Origin of the sequence: Pseudomonas sp. G11, from assembly GCF_029457515.1 — a bacterium.
Classification (GTDB): Bacteria; Pseudomonadota; Gammaproteobacteria; order Pseudomonadales; family Pseudomonadaceae; genus Aquipseudomonas; species Aquipseudomonas gorinensis.
Genome location: NZ_CP120377.1, coordinates 7556541 through 7577388, shown reverse-complemented (window position 1 = coordinate 7577388; position 20848 = coordinate 7556541). Strand labels below are relative to the sequence as shown.

General features: G+C 60.3%; 17 protein-coding genes. 9 read left to right on the top strand and 8 right to left on the bottom strand.

Annotated elements, in window-relative coordinates; genetic code table 11:
• The first annotated feature begins 25 nt into the window (after positions 1–25).
• The 3 genes from P2T68_RS34965 (at position 26) to P2T68_RS34955 (ending at position 3307) form a co-directional block, all read left to right on the top strand.
• Complete coding sequence (locus P2T68_RS34965; protein ID WP_277378884.1) at positions 26–1936, top strand: ATP-binding cassette domain-containing protein; 1911 nt, start codon at positions 26–28, stop codon at positions 1934–1936.
• Positions 1936–2502 (top strand): mechanosensitive ion channel family protein, encoded by a 567-nt coding sequence (locus P2T68_RS34960; RefSeq protein WP_024078044.1) that lies wholly within the window; start codon positions 1936–1938, stop codon positions 2500–2502. Before P2T68_RS34965 ends, P2T68_RS34960 begins: the two co-directional genes overlap by 1 nt.
• A gap of 172 nt (positions 2503–2674) precedes the next feature.
• Positions 2675–3307, top strand: coding sequence for a LysE family transporter (locus P2T68_RS34955; protein ID WP_024078043.1), 633 nt, complete (start codon positions 2675–2677; stop codon positions 3305–3307).
• Between the two features lie 93 nt (positions 3308–3400).
• On the opposite strand, the gene P2T68_RS34950 is transcribed toward P2T68_RS34955, so the two are convergent.
• Genes P2T68_RS34950 through P2T68_RS34935 form a run of 4 tightly spaced genes read right to left on the bottom strand, consistent with a single transcriptional unit; the run spans position 3401 to position 6547 of the window.
• Complete coding sequence (locus P2T68_RS34950; RefSeq protein WP_277378883.1) at positions 3401–4141, bottom strand: penicillin-binding protein activator LpoB; 741 nt, start codon at positions 4139–4141, stop codon at positions 3401–3403.
• A gap of 3 nt (positions 4142–4144) precedes the next feature.
• On the bottom strand, positions 4145–4732 hold the full coding sequence (gene lpoB, locus P2T68_RS34945; protein WP_024078041.1) for a penicillin-binding protein activator LpoB: 588 nt from the start codon (positions 4730–4732) through the stop codon (positions 4145–4147).
• A gap of 35 nt (positions 4733–4767) precedes the next feature.
• A complete protein-coding gene (locus P2T68_RS34940; RefSeq protein WP_024078040.1) occupies positions 4768–5139 on the bottom strand; it encodes a YcfL family protein in 372 nt (123 codons plus the stop codon).
• A gap of 10 nt (positions 5140–5149) precedes the next feature.
• Positions 5150–6547, bottom strand: a complete 1398-nt coding sequence (locus P2T68_RS34935) for a hypothetical protein (RefSeq protein ID WP_069077257.1) — start codon at positions 6545–6547, stop codon at positions 5150–5152.
• Between the two features lie 316 nt (positions 6548–6863).
• On the opposite strand from P2T68_RS34935, the gene P2T68_RS34930 reads away from it, so the two are divergent.
• Positions 6864–8759 carry an FTR1 family protein gene (locus P2T68_RS34930; protein ID WP_150054581.1) on the top strand — a complete coding sequence of 632 codons (1896 nt, stop codon included), beginning with the start codon at positions 6864–6866 and terminating at the stop codon, positions 8757–8759.
• Between the two features lie 2 nt (positions 8760–8761).
• The gene (locus P2T68_RS34925) at positions 8762–9217 is read left to right on the top strand and encodes a YaiI/YqxD family protein (RefSeq protein ID WP_024078037.1); all 456 of its coding nucleotides are present in this window, start codon (positions 8762–8764) and stop codon (positions 9215–9217) included.
• A 280-nt stretch (positions 9218–9497) separates the two neighbouring features.
• Here the strand turns inward: P2T68_RS34925 and elbB are convergent, their stop codons facing one another.
• Positions 9498–10163 (bottom strand): isoprenoid biosynthesis glyoxalase ElbB, encoded by a 666-nt coding sequence (elbB, locus tag P2T68_RS34920; protein WP_041161052.1) that lies wholly within the window; start codon positions 10161–10163, stop codon positions 9498–9500.
• Positions 10164–10279: 116 nt separating this feature from the next.
• On the opposite strand from elbB, the gene P2T68_RS34915 reads away from it, so the two are divergent.
• Complete coding sequence (locus P2T68_RS34915) at positions 10280–11515, top strand: sterol desaturase family protein (RefSeq protein ID WP_024078035.1); 1236 nt, start codon at positions 10280–10282, stop codon at positions 11513–11515.
• Here P2T68_RS34915 and P2T68_RS34910 read toward each other — a convergent pair.
• A complete protein-coding gene (locus P2T68_RS34910; protein WP_024078034.1) occupies positions 11496–12143 on the bottom strand; it encodes a DedA family protein in 648 nt (215 codons plus the stop codon). The two genes, P2T68_RS34915 and P2T68_RS34910, sit on opposite strands and share 20 nt — an antisense overlap.
• 207 nt (positions 12144–12350) lie before the next feature.
• On the opposite strand from P2T68_RS34910, the gene hemB reads away from it, so the two are divergent.
• Both hemB and ppk1 read left to right on the top strand, forming a co-directional pair.
• Entirely contained in the window at positions 12351–13364 is a 1014-nt protein-coding gene (gene hemB, locus P2T68_RS34905) for a porphobilinogen synthase (protein ID WP_069077254.1), read from the top strand.
• 18 nt (positions 13365–13382) lie between these two features.
• Positions 13383–15611, top strand: a complete 2229-nt coding sequence (gene ppk1 / locus P2T68_RS34900) for a polyphosphate kinase 1 (protein WP_024078032.1) — start codon at positions 13383–13385, stop codon at positions 15609–15611.
• Positions 15612–16608: 997 nt separating this feature from the next.
• On the opposite strand, the gene P2T68_RS34895 is transcribed toward ppk1, so the two are convergent.
• Positions 16609–17850: a hypothetical protein gene (locus tag P2T68_RS34895; protein ID WP_024078031.1), complete on the bottom strand. Its 1242-nt coding sequence runs from the start codon at positions 17848–17850 to the stop codon at positions 16609–16611.
• 228 nt (positions 17851–18078) lie between these two features.
• On the bottom strand, positions 18079–19581 hold the full coding sequence (gene ppx / locus P2T68_RS34890) for an exopolyphosphatase (protein WP_069077252.1): 1503 nt from the start codon (positions 19579–19581) through the stop codon (positions 18079–18081).
• A 499-nt stretch (positions 19582–20080) separates the two neighbouring features.
• On the opposite strand from ppx, the gene P2T68_RS34885 reads away from it, so the two are divergent.
• A complete protein-coding gene (locus tag P2T68_RS34885) occupies positions 20081–20734 on the top strand; it encodes a DUF1120 domain-containing protein (RefSeq protein ID WP_024078029.1) in 654 nt (217 codons plus the stop codon).
• Positions 20735–20848: the final 114 nt, after the last annotated feature.

The following is a 20848-nucleotide window of genomic DNA, read 5'->3' as shown; positions in this document are numbered from 1 at the left end:
GAAGCTGGTAGACTCCGCCGCCATTATGATCCGACTTCAAAGCCTAACATTACAGCGTGGCCCGCAACGTCTTCTCGAAGACGCCGAGCTGACCCTGCACGCCGGTCACAAAGCCGGCCTGATCGGTGCCAACGGCGCCGGCAAATCCACGTTGTTCGCCCTGTTGCTGGGTGAGCTGACCCCAGATTCCGGGGACTGCCTGCTGCCGGCCGACTGGCGCATCGCCCATATGCGCCAGGAGATCGACACCCTGGACCGCATTGCGATCGACTACGTGCTCGATGGCGACCTGCGCCTGCGCCAGGTTCAGCACGACCTGGCCGAGGCCGAGAAAGCCCAGGACGGTGCCGCCCAGGCGCGCCTGCACTCGGAACTCGACAGTGCCGACGGTTACACCGCCGACGCCCGCGCGCGCAAGATGCTGGCCGGCCTTGGCTTTACCAACGAGCAGATGGACCGCCCGGTCGCTGACTTTTCCGGCGGCTGGCGCATGCGCCTGAACCTGGCCCAGGCGCTGATGTGCCCTTCGGACCTGTTGCTGCTCGATGAGCCGACCAACCACTTGGACCTCGATGCAATCCTGTGGCTGGAGGACTTCCTCAAGAACTACAAAGGCACCTTGCTGCTGATTTCCCACGACCGGGATTTCCTCGACGCCGTGGTCGACAACATCGCTCACGTCGAACAGAAGAAAATCACCCTTTACCGGGGTGGCTACACCGCGTTCGAACGCGCCCGTGCCGAGCGCCTGGCCCAGCAGCAACAAGCCTACGAGAAGCAGCAAGCGCAGCGTGCGCACATGGAAAGCTACATCGCCCGGTTCAAGGCCCAGGCCACCAAGGCCCGCCAGGCCCAGAGCCGGATCAAGGCACTGGAGCGCATGGAAGAGCTGTCGGCGGCCCACGTCGATTCGCCCTTTGATTTTGTGTTCCGCGAATCGGTGAAAATCTCCAGCCCACTGCTCGACCTCTCGGATGCGCGCCTGGGCTATGGCGACAAAACCATCCTCGAGAAGGTCAAGCTGCAGCTCACGCCGGGCGCACGCATCGGTTTGCTCGGGCCTAACGGCGCGGGCAAGTCGACGCTGATCAAGAACCTCTCGGGTGAACTGCAGCCCCTGGCCGGCCGCCTGACCCGTGGCGAGAACCTGGTAGTGGGCTACTTCGCCCAGCATCAGTTGGACTCCCTCGATGCCAAGGCCAGCCCGTTGCTGCACCTGCAGCGCCTGGCACCGACCGAGCGCGAGCAGACCTTGCGCGATTTCCTCGGCGGGTTCGACTTCCGTGGCGCACGGATCGATGAGCCCGTGTTGAACTTCTCCGGTGGCGAAAAGGCTCGCCTGGCCCTGGCGTTGATCGCCTGGGACCGACCGAACCTGTTGTTGCTCGACGAACCCACCAACCACCTGGATCTGGAGATGCGCCTGGCGTTGACCATGGCCCTGCAGGAATTCAGCGGTGCGGTACTGGTGGTGTCTCACGATCGCCACTTGCTCAAGAGCACCACGGACAACTTCCTGCTGGTGGCCGATGGCAAAGTCGAAGAGTTCGATGGCGACCTGGACGACTATGCGCGCTGGCTGACGGATTACCGCCTGCGCAACGCACCGGTCAGCAACACCCCGGTCAACCCGGACAAGACCGACAAGAAAGCCCAGCGCCAGGCCGCTGCCGCGCTGCGCCAGCAATTGGCGCCGCACAAACGCGAGGCCGACAAGCTGGAAGCCGAGCTGGGCAAGGTCCATGAGCGCCTGGCCAAAATCGAAGCCAGCCTGGGCGACAGTGCCGTGTATGAAGCGGCCCGCAAGGACGAACTGCGCGACCTGCTGGCCGAGCAGGCCAAGCTCAAGGTCCGTGAAGGGCAACTGGAGGAAAGCTGGATGGAAGCCCTCGAGCTGCTCGAAAGCCTGCAAGCGGAGCTGGAGGCGCTGTCCTGATGGATGCGTTGCAGCTGCCGTTCCCGGCGCAATGGGTCGAGCCGGTGTGGATCGGTGTGCAAATCCTGCTGATCCTGCTGGCCGGCTACCTTGCCCAGCGCTTTGTCGCAAAAGGCCTGACCCGCCTGGGTGAGCGTTACCCGTTCCCGCCACAATTGCTGATGCCGCTGCGCGGCGGCTTGCGCTGGCTGATCATGGGCAGCGCGCTGATCTTTGTGTTGGAGCGCCTGGGCGTTTCCGCCACGGTGTTGTGGACGGCACTGTCGGGGTTTGTGGCGGTGGCGGCGGTGGCGTTCTTTGCCATGTGGTCGGTGTTGTCCAACCTGCTGTGCGCGATCCTGATCTTCACGGTCGGACCGTTTCGTCTCGGTGATATCGTTGAGCTGGTAGACACCGTCGACAAGCCCGGCGTGAAAGGCCGGGTGGTGGCGATCAACCTGCTCTACACCACGCTGATCGAGGTCGAGGAAGCAGGGACCGGCAGCGCAGTGGTGCAGGTGCCCAACAGCTTGTTCTTCCAGCGTTCGGTACGACGTTGGCGCGATACAAGCGTCTCACCTCTGTAGGAGCGAGCTTGCTCGCGAAGAACGTGAACGATACCGCGGGGAGCCTGACGCCCAGCGGCGCCTCTTGGCTTTTCGCGAGCAAGCTCGCTCCTGCAAGAAATCTATAGCCATTCCTTGGTCGTCGGAGTTAGCTTAAGGCACAACAATCGCTGACTCTTTCCCGAGGTGTGTAATGGCACTCGACACATGGCTGGCCTTTTTCCTGGCCAGTTGGATCATCTCCCTTTCTCCTGGCGCTGGCGCCATCGCCTCGATGTCCAGTGGCTTGCAATACGGTTTCCTGCGCGGTTACTGGAATGCCATTGGCCTGCAACTGGGCCTGGCGATGCAGATTGCGGTCGTTGCTTGCGGCCTGGGTGCCATTCTGGCGACATCTTCCACCGCCTTCTATGCGATCAAATGGTTTGGCGTGGCGTACCTGGTGTACCTGGCCGTCAAGCAATGGCGTGCGCTGCCCATGGACATGACCGATGACGCGGCGGTGCGCCCGATCGGCAAGCCGATGGCGATGATGTTCCGGGGTTTTCTGGTTAACGCCAGCAACCCCAAGGCGCTGGTGTTCATGCTCGCGGTGCTGCCGCAATTCGTGAACCCGCAGGCGCCGCTGTTGATCCAGTACCTGATCCTGGGTGCGACGATGATCAGCGTCGATATGATCGTGATGGCGGGGTATACGGGGTTGGCGTCGAAGGTGTTGCGGTTGTTGCGCACGCCTAAGCAGCAGAAGCGTATGAACCGCACGTTTGCCGGGTTGTTCGTAGGGGCTGCCGGCTTCCTCGCCAGCCTTCACCGCGCCACGGCATAACTGACGAAACCGAATCAAAACTGTGGGAGGGGGCAAGTCGAATCGTCGCACCGCCCCTCCCACATTAGTTTTGCGGTGTGTGTGAATAGGGCGTCAGCGCAGGATCTTCGGCGCTTCATCCCTTGGCAGGTTGTTGCGCAACACCGGCTGACCGGGGTCTTGATACCCTCCGCCCAGTTGCTCCGCCAACTGTCGCGTCACATCTTCACCCAGCGCTTTCGACACCTCCTTCACCACACGCGGCCGGTTCAGGCTTACGCGCACATCACGGCTGTTCACCAGCTTGGTGTCCTGGCCCTCACCCATGGCGGTGAACGCCGAGGTGATTTCGAAAGTGCGGGTGTTGATCAGGCTGAAATCCGCCACCAGTGTCAGCCCCAGCACCGCCGAGTAACTGTTGGTGTGGTCCAGGGCGTTGATGTCCTGGGTGAAGTCGATGTCTGACAGCGTGCCGAACAGCACGTAGTCCGCACCCTTGAAGTTGCCGGCCTTGATGCGTTTGATCACATCGTAGACGTCTGCCTTGGCGTCGGCCGTGTAAGGCGTGCCCTGCACCAGCTGGAACTGGCGCGACTTGAGGATCTCGCCCTTGATGTCACCGCTGAATTTACGCAGCTCGGTTTGTTCGATGTAGCGGGTGCGGCTTTCGTACTCGCTGTAGTTCGACGCGCCACTGGCGTGGTAAGCGCCGGCCTGGAAGTTGTTGCTGGCCGAGACCTGGTGAATGTACTCCTCGACCTGCGCCTCATAGGCCAGGTCGGTCACCGCGATCTTCGGCGCGGCCGAGGCGCCAAAGGCGCACAGCAGGCCAATCATGCAGATCCATGCACGCATTGCTTAGCGCTCCGTGGTCTTGCGGATTTCTTTTTCGTCCATCCATTCGGCCAGGCCGCTCTCGACGTCGATCAGTTGCAGGCTGAACTTGTAGAACACGTCCTTGTAGTCCGAGCTGCGCTTGACGATGGAGCTGATCGAGCCTTCCAGGCGGTACTTGGCGGCGACCATATTGCCGGTCTTGCTCACGGTGGATTTCTTGTACAGGCCGCTCTGGTTCTGCAGCTTGAGTTGGTCGACCTGGCTTTGCATATCGGTGTTGTCGCTGGCGAACCGCGCGGTGCCGGTCTTCATCAGCTGGGTCTTGATCGACGTAGTGATCTCGCGGGTATCGATGTACTCGCTGGTCTTGTTCTTCACGTCATACACCTGCACTACCGGGCGCCCCTGGAGGATGCCGGACTGGGCCAGGGAGCGGGTCATGCTCTCGGCGATCATCTGCAGGTCGGTGGAACCGAATTCGTTGGTCACCAGTTCCACAGCCTTGGTATCGCCGTAGCTGATATTTTTGCCGCCCAATACCGGTGAAGTATTGGCGCAGCCGCTGGCCAGGACGGCGACCACGGCGAGCATCGAGAAGCGTGCAAACATGGGGATATCTCTCTGTAAGCGGAGGGAGGAGGGCTTCAAGGCGTCTTCACTTCAAGACGGAAGTCCGCCGCCTGGGGCAAATTGGCGATGGCCGGCAGGAACGTGGCCTGGTTGGCGTACAGATTCAGCACCTTCCAGGTCTCTTCATCGCCTACCGGGAAACCGTCGGCGCCCAGCCAGGCGAAGCGGTAATACATCATCTGGTTGCTGCTGGTGATGTTGCTCAACTGCACCTTGGCCGTTAGAAAACCGTTCTCGCGGGCGACGCGGATGGCACCGACGGCGATGCCCTTGAACTTGCCCATCACCACGATCTTGCTGGCGGCACTGCCGGGTGCCGGGGGCGGCGGGGTCGCGCAGCCGGCGAGCAGGACCAGCGCCAAGGCGCCGAGGATGAAATGACGCATAGCGCGCTCCTTAGGGTTGTTTGAGGGTGGCGATAGCCTGGGGTTGAGTGCTCGGGACCACATGGGCCGCGAGGCCGCCGGCGAACACCTGGTTGCCGACTACGCGCAGGGTGATCACCTGGTAGCGCTGATCGGCCTTGATCGTCACCAGCGTGCCACCCAAGGCGTTGGGCAGGCTGACCTGGTGCTCGCCATGCTTGAGGCGCAGGCGCGTGACTTGGGTCATATCCGGCAAGGTGCGCCAGGTCCGGGTGTCGGCGCCTTCGGCCACGGCCGAAGCAATACCCAGCACCAGGCCCGCCATGGGGTTGGTCTTGTTCAGGTTGTTTTGCGCCACGCCACGGCTGATCGCGCGCACGGTGGTGCGCAGGATGATTCCCGGCATGTCGTCACGCAGTGCGCGACGGGACATCGCGGTGGTGCTGTTGAGCGCGGTGAGGTTCTGCTGCCGCCCGTCGACACCGATTTGGGCGAAGGCCGGAGTGGAGGTGTCTGCCTTGATCACCGGGAACGACAGTGGGGTGATCACCAGGTTGCCGTTGATCGGTATCGGCAAGGGCAGGCGGATCGAATCGCGGGCCGGTGCCAGGCCGCTTTGGACCACGATCAGCACGTCGGTTTCATCGGCGCCGACCTTGGATTTATCCAGGTCCAGCAAGGCCTGTTCCAGCAGCGGGGTATTGGGGCGCAACTCGGCCGCCTTGCGATAACCCGGTGCGGCCAGGTCTTTTTCACCCAGGGCTTCGTAGACGAACCCGGCGAGGTAATGGCTGAACGCACTCTGGTAGCTGTTCTTCAGGCCGACCACTTCGGGAGCGTCCAGGGCTTGCACCGGATAGCCGCGCAGGTCCTTGATCTGGGTGGTCACGCCCTGGCGCTCGGCTTCGTCTTCGCGCTTGAGGTACTCCTTGTCGCGCAGGTCGGCGATCACGGCTTCGCGTTCGTGGGTCTTCTTGATCTCGGTGCGCGCGCCGTCGAAGTCATTCAGGGCCAGCAGGTTCAGGGCCATCTGGGTGGTCAGCATGACTTTTTCGTAGTCATAGCCTTCATAGCGACGCACTTTGTCGTTGACCAGGAAACTGCCGAATTGGGAAAGGTACTTTTCGCTGTCGAACTTGACCGACTCTTCCCATTTGTAGACTTGCAGGTCGGCGCTGCGCCAGGCGGTCTGGCTGCCAGTCAGGTCGCCCCTGGCCCGCAGCAATTCCCCTTTTTCAAAGAAATAGAGCAGGTCCTTGTCTTCGCCGGTGTTGTTCTTTTCCAGCAGGGTCAGGGCGGCGTCGACATTGCCCGTGGCCAACTGCTGATTGGTGGCTTGCAGCTCGGAATCGTAGCTACGAAACATCGAGCAACCGGACAACACGGTGACCGCCGCGAGCGCTAGCGGGGTTAAGGCGCGAAATGCCATGGCAAGCTTCTTCCCTGAACGTAATCAGCCGAGGTGCTGGTCGGCTCGAATCACCAATCGCAGGATGCACGGCGCGTCCTACTAATTCCTCATAAAAACGAGGAGCAAAATTCCCTTTCGCGATAACAGGGCGCGGCATTATAGGCGTCATTAATGGCAAAACAATGGCTTTTTGCCGTGATCTAATCGACAAAAAGCCATCATGGCTTTTCAAAAGGCTCGGTTCTTCTTCTGCTCGGCGAATCATATACGCCTTGAGTCAAAGCGCATAAACCTCAACAATGTGTTACTTCGTATTTCCCCTTGAGATTCATTCATGACTGCCCCCTTCCGTGTTCTCGCCTGGCTGGTGTTGCCGGCGTTGATGTCGTGCAGCTTCAACCTGTTGGCCGCGAGTCCTGAAGGCGCGCAAAAAGCCCTGCATTTGCTGGATTACATTGGCGCGGACTACCCTCCGACAGTGGCGGCGGGCAAAGTCGTTGATGAGTCGGAATACCGTGAGCAGGTGGAGTTTCTTGGGGTTTTGCAGGGCCTGGTCGCGGACTTGCCGTCGAAACCCGAGCACGCCGAGCTGGTAAAGGGTGTGGATGAATTACAGGCGGCCGTGACGGCTCGTCAGGATGGCGCGACCGTGGCCCGCCAGGCCCGTCAGTTGGGCGCCAAGCTCGCGGTGGCGTATGAAGTCAGCCAGGCCCCGGCAATCACCCCTGACCCAACGCGAGGTGCACCGCTCTATGCACAGCACTGTTCGGTCTGCCACGGCACGGCGGGTACCGGTGATGGCCCGGCGAGCGTGGGCATGACGCCACCTCCGGCGAACCTGCGAAATGCTGTACGCCTGGACCGCCTGAGCCTGTATGCGATCTACAACACCCTTGGCCTGGGCGTCGAAGGCACGGACATGCCGTCCTTCGCCGACCAACTGGACGATCGCCAGCGTTGGGACCTGGCCACTTACATCGCAGGCTTTACAGCCGATCCGGCCGCAGCCAAAAGCGAACACCCCTTCAACCTTGCCGACCTCGCCCGTCAGACACCCAATGAAGTGCTGGCCAGTGCCGGTCCGGCCGCTGCCGCAACGTTCCGGGCCCAGCGCGCGCAACCGCCGCAGGTCAAGCGTGGCCCGGCGCAGTTGCTCGACTACACCGCCGCGACCTTGGACAAGAGCCTTGCCGCGTTCCGCAACGGTGATCGTGAACAGGCCTACGACTTGTCGGTCGCGGCGTACCTGGAAGGCTTCGAGCTGGTGGAAAGCTCCCTGGATAACGTCAACGCCACTGTACGCAAGGACACCGAAAAGGCCCTGATGGCCTATCGGCAGTCGTTGCAGGATGGCTTGCCGATCGAACAGGTGCAGCAGCGTCTGGACGTGGCCAAGGGCAAGCTCACCGAGTCTGCCGGTTTACTGGGTGGCGACGGTTTGAGTTGGTCGCTGAGCTTTATTTCCGGGCTGTTGATCCTGTTGCGTGAAGGGTTGGAAGCGATTCTGGTGCTGGCGGCGATCCTCGCCTTCCTGCGCAATACCGGCCAGCAATCGGCGGTGCGCAGCGTCAATATTGGCTGGGGCCTGGCGTTGTTGGCCGGCCTCGCGACCTGGGCGTTGGCGGCGTATGTGATTGACGTCAGCGGTGCACAGCGCGAATTGCTCGAAGGCTGCACGGCGCTGTTCGCCAGCGTCATGGTGCTGTGGCTTGGCGTGTGGATGCACGACCGGCGCCACGCGGCAGCCTGGCAGGACTACATCAAGAGCAGCCTGGTGGGCGGCGGTGGGCGGTTTGGCTTTGCGGTGCTGGCGTTCTTCTCGGTGTACCGCGAACTGTTCGAGGTGATCCTGTTCTACGAAACCCTGTGGCTGCAAGCCGGCCCGGCCGGGCACAACGCTGTGTTGGCGGGTGGTGCCACGGCGCTGGTGCTGCTGGTGGGCCTGGCGTGGGTGATCCTGCGCGGTTCGGCGAAGCTGCCATTGGCGCTGTTCTTCGGTATCAACGCCGCCCTGTTGTGCGCGCTGTCGGTGGTGTTCGCCGGGCATGGCGTGAAGGCGTTGCAGGAAGCGGGCATTTTCGGCACGCGGCCAGTGGCGTTCTTTGACTTCGATTGGCTGGGTATCCACGCCGATGCCTACTCGCTGAGTGCACAGGTGGTGGCGATCCTGGCAATTGTGGTGCTGTACAGCCGCAGCCGTGTGGCTGACAAGCGCCGATTGGCGGCATGACCATGCGCGTGTGGATCGATGCCGATGCCTGCCCTCGGGCCGCCAAGGATCAGGTGGTGAAATTTGCCCTCAAGCGTCAGTTCGAGGTGGTGCTGGTGGCGGGGCAGAGCCAGATCAAGCCGAGCTTTGCCTGCGTGAAGCTGATCGTGGTACCCAGCGGCCCGGACGCGGCGGATGATTACCTGGTGGAGCACGCAGTGCCCGGCGAATTGGTGATCTGTAGCGATGTCCCCCTGGCTGATCGCCTGGTGAAGAAGGGGGTTACAGCCCTTGATCCACGGGGCAAGGAATTCAGCCCGCAAAACATGAGTGAACGGTTGGCGGTACGCAACCTGTTCACCGATCTGCGCGAGCAGGGCCAGATGGGCGGCGGCCCGCCGCCCCATGGGGAAAAGGACAAGCAGGCGTTTGCCAACGCACTCGACAGGATACTGACGCGGTTGATGCGCCAGACCTGATCCTGTGGAGATTGAGCGTTGTGGAGAAGGCGCTTGCTGTGGAGAGTGAGCTTGTTGTCGAGAGTGAGCTTGTTGTGGCAAGGGGGCTTGTTGTGGCGAGCGGGCTTGCCCCGCGTTGGGCTGCGCAGCAGCCCCAAAACACAGCCCCGGAGCAGCCTGGCACACTGCAGCGTTCTGATTGGGGCTGCTGCGCAGCCCAACGCGGGGCAAGCCCGCTCGCCACAGGTTACTGTTTGCTCGTTCAGCAAGCGTCCACCTCACAGAAGCCTATTCATCGCGACTAATCGTTTTCGTGCGTCAGCTCCAGCACTCGGTCCACCAGCTTGTTGATGCCTGACGCGACCTCGCTGATGTTCTTGCCGAGCATGTAGGCCGGGGTGCTCACCAGCTTGCGCGCCTTGTCCTCGACAATGTCTTCAACCCCGCATTCCTGGTGGGTGGCGCCCATCTTGTCCATGGCGGCCGCGGTGTCGGCATCGTTGCCGATGGTGCAGGTGACGCCCGGGCCATAGATCTTCGCCGCCAGGGCCGGCGAGATGCAGATCAAACCTATCGGCTTGCCCGCTTCGGCAAAGGCTTCGGCGAGTGCCAAGACCTGCGGGTTGATACTGCAACCGGCACCTTCGACGGCGAAGTTCGACAGGTTTTTCGCCGCGCCAAACCCGCCAGGCACGATCAACGCGTCGAAGTCTTCGGCGTTGGCGTCACGGATGTCCTTCACGTTGCCCCGGGCAATGCGTGCCGACTCCACCAGCACATTGCGCGATTCAGGCATTTCTTCGCCCGTCAGGTGATTGATCACATGCAGTTGCGCAATATCCGGGGCAAAACATTGGACCTGAGCACCGCGCTGGTCCAGGCGCAGCAAGGTGATCACGCTTTCGTGAATCTCTGCGCCGTCATACACGCCGCAGCCGGAAAGGATCACTGCAATCTTTTTGCTCATGGGCATTTCTCCTGGGGTCTTGGCGTTAAATGTCTACTAATTTGTCATCTGTTGCCAATGGGAACTCTCGCCGCAGCACCTAATCTTGATGTAACAAAAATAGACCGGACTAGCCCATGGACTTCGTGCCTTACGCGGTACCGTTTTTCATCGCCTTGATCGTGGTTGAGTTGCTGGCCGATCGTTGGCGCAGCCAGCGTAACTACCGGGTGGCGGATGCCATCAACAGCCTCAGCACCGGCGTGCTGTCTACCACCACGGGCTTGTTGACCAAGGGCGTGGGGCTGCTGACCTATGCGTTCGCCCTCAAGCACCTGGCACTTATCGAGTTGCCTGCCCAGAGTGCCTGGACCTGGGTGTTCGCTTTTGTGTTCTACGACTTCTGCTACTACTGGCTGCACCGCATGGGGCATGAACGCAATATCCTGTGGGCCGCCCATTCGGTGCATCACCAGAGCGAGGACTACAACCTCAGCACCGCCCTGCGCCAGACCAGCACCGGCTTTCTGCTGAGCTGGATCTTCTACCTGCCCCTGGCCGTGCTTGGCGTGCCGCTGGTGGTGTTTATCAGCGTGGCTTCGCTCAACCTGTTGTACCAATTCTGGGTTCACACCCGCCATGTGCCCAAGCTTGGCTGGTTCGAGTGGTTCTTCGTCACGCCATCCAATCATCGGGCCCACCATGCACAGAACGCTCTCTACATGGATCGCAACTACGGCGGGGTGTTCATTATTTGGGACCGGCTGTTCGGCACCTTCCAGGAAGAAGACGACAACGAGCCGGTGATTTTCGGCGTGACCACGCCTTTGGCCAGTTGGAATCCGCTGTGGGCCAACCTGCAGTTCTATGCGCAGTTGTGGAGTGATGCGCGACGCACCGAACGCTGGTGGGACAAGCTGCGCATCTGGTTCATGCGTACCGGCTGGCGCCCGGCGGACGTGAAGGCCAAATACCCGTTGGCCAAGCCAGACCTGAGCCAGTTCCGTAAATTCGACGTGCCGCTGGACGCGCGCCAGCAGGTCTATATCGCCCTGCAATTTGCGGCGTATGTGGGGTTTGGCAGCTACTTGATGAATTTCGGCGAAGGTTTGCCCACGGCCGCACTGATCCTGGGCTGGAGTGCAATGGCGCTGGGCCTGTTTACGTTGGGCGTGGCCCTGGAGAATCGCCCATGGGCGTTGAAGGCGGAGCTGGTGCGCCTGGCGCTGAACGTGCCCTTGGTGTGGCTGGCGCCGCTGCTGGGGCTATGGCCGGCCAGCCACCTGGGCTGGCTGGGGCTGCTCAGTTACAGCTTGCTCAGTGTGATCGGCCTCTACTGCTGCAGAGGCCGGCTTACTCGATTGGCGTCTTAGGCGCATCGACTTTAGCGGGCTCGGCCTGTTGCTGTTCGGCCAGTCGGGCCTTGGCGTCGGCGCACGCCTGGCGGGTGATGCGTGCGTTCTTGAAGCGGCGGCGCAGCCACAGGCCGAGGCCCAACAGCAATAATGCGCCCAGCACCCACAGCTCGTACTTCTTGACGCTGCCCAGCATGCCTTCCAGCACCGCGCCGAAGTGATAGGCCGCGGCCCCGAGCGCGGCGGCCCAGACGGCTGCGCCTATCCCATTGAGGATCAGGTAGCGGGCCGGCGGGTAGCCTGACAAGCCAATCGCCACCGGCATCACCGTACGCAAGCCGTAGACGAACCGGAAGCTCAGCACCCAGATGTCCGGGTGCTTGCGGATATGTTCCAGGGCCTTATCGCCCATCAATTGCCAGCGCGGCTTGCGCGCCAACAGTTTGCGGCCGTGCTTGCGCCCCAGGAAGTACCACAACTGGTCGCCGGCGTAGCTGCCAAAAAAGGCAACGACGACCACCAGGTTGATATCCATGTATCCACGGAACGCCAGGAAGCCTGCGAGTACCAGGATGGTCTCACCTTCGAAGAACGTGCCTAGGAACAGGGCAAAGTAGCCGAAGTCATGCAGAAATTGTTGAAGCATGGTCTGGGTGCTGGCGAAATGAACGCGCAGCCTACGCCTTCGTGATCATTCATGAAAGTATCGAGATGTGTCACGAAGTGAACATTTCCTACAGAAACGACGAATGCGACTACAGGTCGCATCGATAAGCACAACTGTCATTCCTTCGTCATAATGGCCGCTTATAACTGCAACGCTCGCCCGTAAACACGGGCTCAGGAGTCTGTCGTGAGCTTTACCCCTGCCAATCGCCTGTTCCCTGCCACTCGTCTGCGTCGCAATCGCCGTGATGATTTCTCTCGCCGCCTGGTTCGTGAAAACGTGCTGACGACGAACGATCTGATCCTGCCGGTGTTCGTGCTCGACGGTGAGAATCGTCGGGAAGCGGTGGCATCGATGCCTGGGGTAGAGCGCTTGACCATTGATCTGCTGCTCGAAGAAGCCGCGAACTGGGTGGCGCTGGGTATTCCGGCGTTGGCGCTGTTCCCGGTGACCCCGTCTGAACTCAAGTCCCTCGACGCTGCCGAAGCCTGGAACCCGGACGGTATTGCCCAGCGCGCCACCCGCGCCTTGCGCAAACGGTTCCCGGAGCTGGGGGTGATCACCGACGTGGCCCTGGACCCGTTCACCACCCACGGGCAGGATGGCATCCTTGACGAAGACGGCTATGTTCAGAACGACATCACCGTTGACGCGCTGGTCAAGCAGGCCTTGTCTCACGCCGCAGCCGGCGCCCAGGTGGTCGCCCCGTCGGACATGATGGACGGTCGCATCCAGGCGATTCGCGAAGCCCTGGAACTGGCCGGCCACGTCAATGTACGGATCATGGCCTACTCGGCCAAATATGCCAGTGCCTACTATGGCCCGTTCCGCGATGCGGTGGGCTCGGCACTGAACCTGGGCAAGGCGAACAAAGCCTCGTACCAGATGGACCCGGCCAACAGCCATGAGGCCCTGCACGAAGTGGCGGCCGACCTGGCCGAAGGTGCCGACATGGTGATGGTCAAGCCCGGGATGCCCTACCTGGACATCCTTTACCGGGTCAAAGAGGAATTCAAGGTGCCGACCTTTGTCTATCAGGTCAGCGGTGAATACGCCATGCACATGGCCGCGATCCAGAATGGTTGGTTGAGCGAAGGGGTGATCCTCGAATCCCTGACTGCCTTTAAACGTGCGGGTGCTGATGGCATCCTGACCTACTTCGCTGCCCGCGCTGCCCAATTGCTTAGAGAGCAACAATAGCCCTCACAGGAACACTCGATGAATACCGAAGGACTCTCCGAAGTTGCCGTAAAAGACGCTCACCCGGTGGTTGAACAAATCGCCGAGACCCCGCCGGAGCTGGAGCCGGCCCCGCCCGTTGCGGTCGCCGAAGCGCCCGTGCCCGCGCCGGCACCGGTGGCGGTGGTGACCAACCTGGATGACAGCAGCCTGTACATCCACCGTGAGCTGTCACAACTGCAATTCAACATCCGCGTGCTGGAGCAGGCGCTGGATGAGTCCTACCCATTGTTGGAACGGCTGAAATTCCTGCTGATCTTCTCCAGCAACCTGGACGAGTTCTTCGAAATCCGCGTCGCCGGCCTCAAGAAGCAGATCACCTTCGCCCGTGAACAAGCCGGTGCCGACGGCCTGCAGCCACACCAGGCGCTGGCGCGCATCAGTGAGCTGGTGCACGGGCATGTCGATCGCCAGTACGCGATCCTCAACGACATCCTGCTGCCGGAACTGGAAAAACATCAGGTCCGCTTTATCCGTCGTCGTCACTGGACCACCAAGATCAAGACCTGGGTGCGCCGCTACTTCCGTGACGAAATCGCACCGATCATCACGCCCATCGGCCTCGACCCGACGCACCCGTTCCCGTTGCTGGTGAACAAGAGCCTGAACTTCATCGTTGAGCTTGAAGGTATCGACGCGTTCGGTCGCGATTCCGGCCTGGCGATCATCCCGGCACCGCGCCTGTTGCCACGGATCATCAAGGTACCGGAAGAGGTAGGGGGCGCTGGCGATAACTATGTGTTCCTGTCGTCGATGATCCACGCCCACGCCGATGACCTGTTCCAGGGCATGAAGGTCAAGGGCTGCTACCAGTTCCGCCTGACCCGCAACGCGGACCTGGCGCTGGATTCCGAAGACGTCGAAGACTTGGCCCGTGCCCTGCGCGGTGAGTTGTTCTCGCGGCGCTACGGCGATGCGGTGCGCCTGGAAGTGGCCGACACCTGTCCGAAGCACCTCTCGGACTACTTGCTCAAACAGTTCAACCTGGGCGAGAGCGAGCTATACCAGGTCAACGGCCCGGTCAACCTGACGCGCCTGTTCAGCATCACTGGCCTGGACAGTCATCCAGAGCTGCAATACACGCCGTTCACGCCGCAGATCCCGAAACTGCTGCAAAACAGCGAGAACATCTTCAGCGTCGTGAGCAAGCAGGACATCCTGCTGCTGCACCCGTTCGAGTCCTTCACCCCGGTGGTCGACCTGCTGCGCCAGGCCGCCAAGGACCCGCATGTATTGGCCGTACGCCAGACCCTGTACCGCAGCGGCGCCAACTCGGAAATCGTCGATGCGTTGGTCGATGCGGCGCGTAACGGCAAGGAGGTCACGGCAGTGATCGAGCTGCGTGCGCGGTTCGACGAAGAGTCCAACCTGCAACTGGCCAGCCGCCTGCAAGCGGCCGGTGCGGTGGTGATCTACGGCGTGGTGGGCTTCAAGACCCACGCCAAGATGATGCTGATCCTGCGCCGCGAAGCCGGCGAGATCGTGCGTTACGCGCACCTGGGTACCGGTAACTACCATGCCGGCAACGCCAAACTCTACACCGACTACAGCTTGCTGACCTCCGATGACGCCCTGTGTGAGGACGTCGGCAAGTTGTTCAGCCAGTTGATCGGCATGGGCAAGACTTTGCGCATGAAGAAGCTGCTGCACGCGCCGTTCACCCTGAAGAAGGGCATGCTCGACATGATTGCCCGCGAGACCCAGTTCGCCCTCGAAGGCAAGCCGGCGCATATCATCGCCAAGTTCAACTCGCTGACCGATCCGAAGATCATCCGCGCGCTGTACAAGGCCAGCCAGTCCGGCGTGCGCATCGACCTGGTGGTGCGTGGCATGTGCTGCCTGCGCCCAGGCATTGCCGGCGTCTCGCACAATATCCATGTGCGCTCGATCATCGGCCGCTTCCTGGAGCACACGCGGGTGTTCTACTTCCTCAACGGCGGCGAAGAGCAGATGTTCCTCTCCAGCGCCGACTGGATGGAGCGCAACCTCGACAAGCGCGTGGAGACCTGCTTCCCGGTGGAAGGCAAGAAGTTGATCATGCGGGTCAAGAAAGAGTTGGAAAGCTATCTGACCGACAACACCCACAGCTGGAGCCTGCAGTCGGACGGGCGCTATGTGCGCAATACGCCAACCGGCAACCAGAACCCGCGCAGCGCGCAGGCGACATTGCTGGAGAGGTTGGGTAGCCCGATTCTGTCGGTGAACTGAGGCGGTATTCGGGCTTAGGGAATGCCCTCAAACAGTGAAGATAGAAGACGGGGGCGAAAGCCCCCGCTTTTTTTTCGATGTTGTTGGCGAGCTGTCAGTCGCCCACCCTTACAGGCCGCAGGGTTATTTGCGTTGGGCCCAATGTCCAAAGGGGCACGCTCAGGTCGCTTCTCCAAACACTACCCCATTGACGGGAATTCAATTCTCCTCCCGTATTGAGTCCACCGCCGTGCCAACTCCCGGCTTCAGCAGATGGCGGCATTGTGATTTGACTGACGGCCCATAGACACAGGAGGCCGCTGACAACCATTCTGCATTTCATAAGTGCAACTCCTTCTTTCGGTGCATGCAGCGCCGCGATGGCTATTGATGTCCCGTAACTGCAGTCGGACGGGCGCTATGTGCGTAATACGCCAACTGGCAACCAGAACCCACGCAGCGCGCAGGCGACGTTGTTGGAGAGGTTGGGTAGCCCGATTCTGTCGGTGAACTGAGGCGGTACTCGGGCTTAGGGAATGCCCTCAAACAGCGAAGATGGAAGACGGGGGCGAAAGGCCCCGCGGTTTTTTCGATGTTGTTGGCTAGCTGTCAGTCGCCCTCGATGCTTTGGTTAAGGACTTAGCAATAGATTTTTGTGATGAAGTCGTCAGGGGTTACTCGCCCCCATCGGTATCCACCCTTACAGACGGCAGGGTTAGGTGCGGTGTGCTCAGTGACCGAAGTGCCAGGCCCTGGGTTCGAGTCTCCTGCTATGTTCGAGTCACTATTCCCTGGAGGGAATAGAGGGATATACCATCCTCCTCCTACATAGCCTCCTTTTGCATAGTATCTACCGAAGAACCAACGCCCGGCTTCAGCAGATGGCGGCATTGTGATTTGACTGACGGCCCATAGACACAGGAGGCCGCTGACAACCATTCTGCATTTCATAAGTGCAACTCCTTCTTTCAGTGCATGCAGCGCCGCGATGGCTATTGATGTCCCGCAAACCTGCTTTTCAGGGGAGCCGCGTCGTTACAGCAACAACGGTTTGTGTGCTGTCCATGACCACTCCGGCTATGTACGTTCCATTTTTGGAAATGACCGTCACCTGGTTGTTTTTGCCGCCGCCAATCGACGGCAGGCATACCGTTCCTGCCGTCGGTGTCCAGGTGCAACCCTGTGAGTATTGGTCGCTGGTAAGGATGTTCAACCCAACGACAGTACTGCTGGAAATCGCACCGGCTTCGCCCCATACGCTTCCACTCGGAAGAGGGATGATCGTGATGACCGGGATAGGGAGCACGGAGGGTACCCAGGTCATGTACTGGTATCGCCCATCTGCGGTGTTCTGGGACACCAGCACCAGGCCTTCCTCGTTGATATCGATGGCCATGTTTTTTGAGCCCGAGGACAAGTTCAGTACCAGGGGCATGGCATTCTTGCTGCTCCAGAAGGCACTTTTCGCCACGTTTACTGACGAGTTTGGATAAATGCATGTCCCCACAAACCTTGCAGTGTTAGTGGCGCTGCTGACCGTACAGTAACTAGCCCCAGTGGGCAGGGCCAAGTCAGTCAGGTTGTAGGATAGTCCGGTTTTTTCCGCGACTCGCGGGGTGGTATTACCTGCATTGTTCGGGCAATTGAGCGCGATTTGCGGGGTGCCGGTGGTGGGCCGGTTGATATCTGCGACGGTGCAATTGTCCCCCCAGCCGGACACGCGTTCAGGTGTCCCGCTGCCGGAGGCATAAAACACTACGGTTCCCCGGCTATCGGCATCGAAGCTTGAACCCGCCACGTCGCCTTGGTCATTGATCGCAACGCTTTCGGTCGCGACATCTTTGGGGCGTAGCAGGGGGATTAACAATGTAGCGGGTAGCGAATCCAGCTTGGTGGGCGCCGTTCCGGGAGACGCGGCGTCCCACACCACTGCGAAGTGGGAATTGCTGGCGTCCCTGCAATTGCCCGCCACTTTCCCATTGTTGGACACTACCCAAACGCTGCAGGGTTGCCCGCTCGCCAGAGGGGGCAGTGCCGTTTGGGGGCCGTGTGCGGAGCCGTCGGCCACCCATGGGATGTTGTTGGCGGTGGCGCTGGCCGGCTTGCAGTTGCCCACGGTCGTGCCACTATCGTTGATGTCGACCGGCGCGCATTGTGCACCTACGGTTGCGGAGAAAGGTGTCCATGTGGCTGCATGAGCAATGCTCAGGCCAGCTGTCCAGAGGCCTAGGCCTGTAAGCGTGATCGCTGATAATTTCATAGTGTGCCCTTCCCTGGAACGAGACGGTCTGTTGGCCCTTGGCGTTACTGCCTGTTACGCGAGGGGGTGAGTGTGAGTAAAAACTGATCGGCAGGCGTTCGCAACTGTCATATTTGACAGGTCTGTACGAGTGGTGACGGGGGGAAGAGCGAAGTGTCTTACGCGAGCCAATGTGGGAGGGGCGGTGCGCCCCTCCCAGATTTGGTTTGCGGTGTGTCTTGGATCGGCTCAGCGCAGGTTCAGGCTGAAACCCACCCGTGTCAGCCATTCCGCTTCCTGGGCGAAGTCCGCCTGGGTCAGCTGGTTTTCGTCCAGCCAGCCTTTCGGGAACACCACGTCCAGGCTGTCGCCGTTGGCGCGCAGGGTCACCTGGGGCATTTCCTGGGTGCCACGGATGTGGTGGAACAGGATTGCAAAACGCAGCAGCACACACAGGCGAATCAGCTTGATGCCTTCATCGCCGAACTCGGCGAATTTGTCCTTGGGGATATTGCGGCGATGGCCGCGCACCAGCAGCGCAAGCATCTGCTGGTCTTCCCGGGAGAAGCCGGCCAGGTCGGAGTGCTCGATCAAGTAGGCGCCGTGCTTATGGTAATGGTAGTGGGCAATGTCCAGGCCCACCTCATGCACCTTGGCCGCCCAGCCGAGCAGCTCGCGCCATACACCGTCTTCCAGATCCCAGTCCTCGGCCACCTGGTCGAAGGCATGCAGGGCCTTGCGCTCCACGCGTGCCGCTTGTTCAAGGTCGACGTGATAACGCTCCATCAACGAACTGAGGGTGCGCTCACGCACGTCCTCATGGTGATGACGGCCCAGCAGGTCGTACAGCACGCCTTCGCGCAGAGCGCCGTCACAGTGGTCCATGCGTTGCAGTTCGAGGGCGTCGAAGATCGCTTCGAGGATCGCCAGGCCGGCGGGGAAGATGGTGCGACGGTCCGGCTTGATGCCATCGAAGTCGATTTTCTCGGCATCCCCCAGCTTGAACAGCTTGCGCTTGAGCCAGGCCAGGCCCTCGGCATTGACCTCGCCGGTACCATGGCCACCGGCCTTCAAGGCCAGGCCGATGGCGCGAATGGTGCCTGAAGAGCCGATAGCCTCATCCCAGGTCAAGCGGTGCAGGGCGTGCTCGATGCTCATGATTTCCAGGCGTGCCGCCGTGTAGGCCTGGGCATAGCGCGCCGGGGTAATCTTGCCGTCCTTGAAATAACGCTGGGTATAACTGACGCAGCCCATCTGCAGGCTTTCGCGCAGTAACGGTTCGAAGCGCTGGCCGATGATGAATTCGGTACTGCCGCCGCCGATGTCGGCCACCAGGCGCTTGCCGGGGGTATCGGCCAGGGTGTGGGACACGCCGAGGTAGATCAGGCGGGCTTCCTCACGGCCGGAGATGACTTCTACTGGGTGCCCGAGGATCTCCTCGGCGCGGCGGATGAATTCGCCACGGTTGCGTGCTTCGCGCAAAGCGTTGGTGCCGACGATGCGCACGGCGCCCTGGGGCATGCCGTTGATCAGTTGGGCAAAACGCTTGAGGCAGTCGAGGCCGCGTTGCATGGATTCTTCATTGAGCTGGCGCTCATCGTCGATCCCGGCTGCCAGTTGTACTTTCTCGCCGAGCCGCTCAAGGATGCGGATCTCGCCGTTCTGGGCCTTGGCCACGACCATGTGAAAACTGTTGGAGCCCAGGTCGATGGCGGCGATCAGGGACAGATTCTTGGCTTGGGATTGCGGCATGGTTTGGGGGTCTCGGTCGATAACCTGACCATCGTGCCACGATCGACCGCTGGAGCCAACGCGTAGTGCCAGGGGATTTTTGCTGCGTGCTCGGTAGGGCAATTGAGTAAGGGATGTAAGAAATGTTCATAAATATTGTATTGCAAGGCGGATAGCCGCTGTAAGACATGTTCCGCTACCCGTGAATTTACTGATTTATTGGCTAAGTCCTACTTGATTTATCTTTGTACCTTATTGGTGGCGCTTTTATTCGTACGGCTCTGGTTGAAGGTTTCGCGTTACGCGGCTGATGGTTCTTACGGAAATTGATATTTTTTCCGGCTTTATCGCCGATGTGAAGCGTTGATACTTCCGACCGGCGATTGTGCCGTGGTGTTATTGATCTATCGGTCAGCGTTTCAGGAAGAAGATATTGGTAGGCGTCGTCGCCGGGCGCGCATGAGGAGCTTTTTGATCTTTATTGATACACCCTCTAATTCTTGATTAAGGTGCGCTTTAGATGAAGAAGAATATAGCAATATTCGCAGGTGTATTTTTGGCTGTTGCTGGCTTGACAGCTCAAGCGGCAGATCTACGCGTAAAAGGATCCATTGCTCCTCCCAGCTGCAGCTTTACTATTACTAACTCGGTTATTGATTATGGCAGTATTGATCCGAATACACTGAGTGCAACAAATTACACCAAGCTCGCAAAGAAAAGCACGCCGTATGCAATAAGGTGCGGATCTCACGCCAAGGCCAAAGTGGGCATCAAGGCAGTCGATAACCGTGCCAGTACCCGCATCCCTAACTTGATGGTGTCTCAGTTCGGTAGTAGCTACACGGATACTTACAACTACGGCCTGGGCGTTAATTCCAAAAATCAGAAGGTTGGCGGCTATGTTGTTCACCTGCGCAATTCGGTAGCGGATGGTAAAGCGGTCGGCGTTCTGACCTCCACCAATAATGGTGCAAGTTGGTCGGCGGGTGGCCAAGCCTTGGGGCTCGTTTCCAATGTTGCCTCGTGGTACTCGGGCACCGCTACCCCTATTCAACTCAATACCCTTTCCGGAAACCTGGAAGTCCAGGCCGTCATCAATAAAACGTCCGAGCTCGACTTGAGTAGCCGGGTAAGCCTGGATGGTCAGGCCACACTGGAGCTGCGCTACCTCTAAGACGTGTGCCCACCTGCTACAGGTTCCTGTCTCGTGAACGTTCCCTTTAACAGTATTGGATTTCATTACCTGTCAGAGAGGCGTGATTGGGGCAGGACTACAAAACCTGCAACA